Here is a 393-nt window from a genome sequence, read left to right as displayed (position 1 = left end):
GGACGTCCCGGACCTCCCGGCACCGGCTCCCGCGCCCGGCCTTAGGGAAGCAGCCGCCGCGGTTGACGACGGTTACCGGAACACGGCCGAATTCCTGCGGGCCCGGCTGCGGATCGGCATCGGCGAGGCCAGGCGCCGGCTTTCGCTGGCCTCCGCCGTGCTCCCGCAGACAGGGATCGCCGGGCAGGAAATACCCGCACGCCACCAAATCCTCGCCGCCGCCCTCTCCACGGCAGCCCTGCCGTCCCGTTCGGCCACCGTGATCAGCGCGGCCCTGGACCAGGTACGACACATCGCCGATCAGGAAACCACCCTGCAGATGGAACAGTCACTCACCCAAACCGCTATGCAGAGCGATCCCGATTTCGTCTCCCGGATGGCCAAACGCTGGGT

The 393-nt window shown here is 69.0% G+C and carries 1 protein-coding gene; it reads left to right on the top strand.

Annotation, left to right across the window (positions count from 1 at the left end):
* Positions 1–393: DUF222 domain-containing protein (locus tag NFJ07_RS25750; protein ID WP_269998945.1), on the top strand; the 393-nt coding region annotated here is incomplete at both ends.

The organism is Arthrobacter sp. B2a2-09 (assembly GCF_027587375.1).
GTDB lineage: Bacteria > Actinomycetota > Actinomycetes > Actinomycetales > Micrococcaceae > Arthrobacter.
The sequence above is the reverse complement of the archived record's forward strand: the minus strand, read 5'-3'. Positions and strand labels throughout refer to the sequence as shown.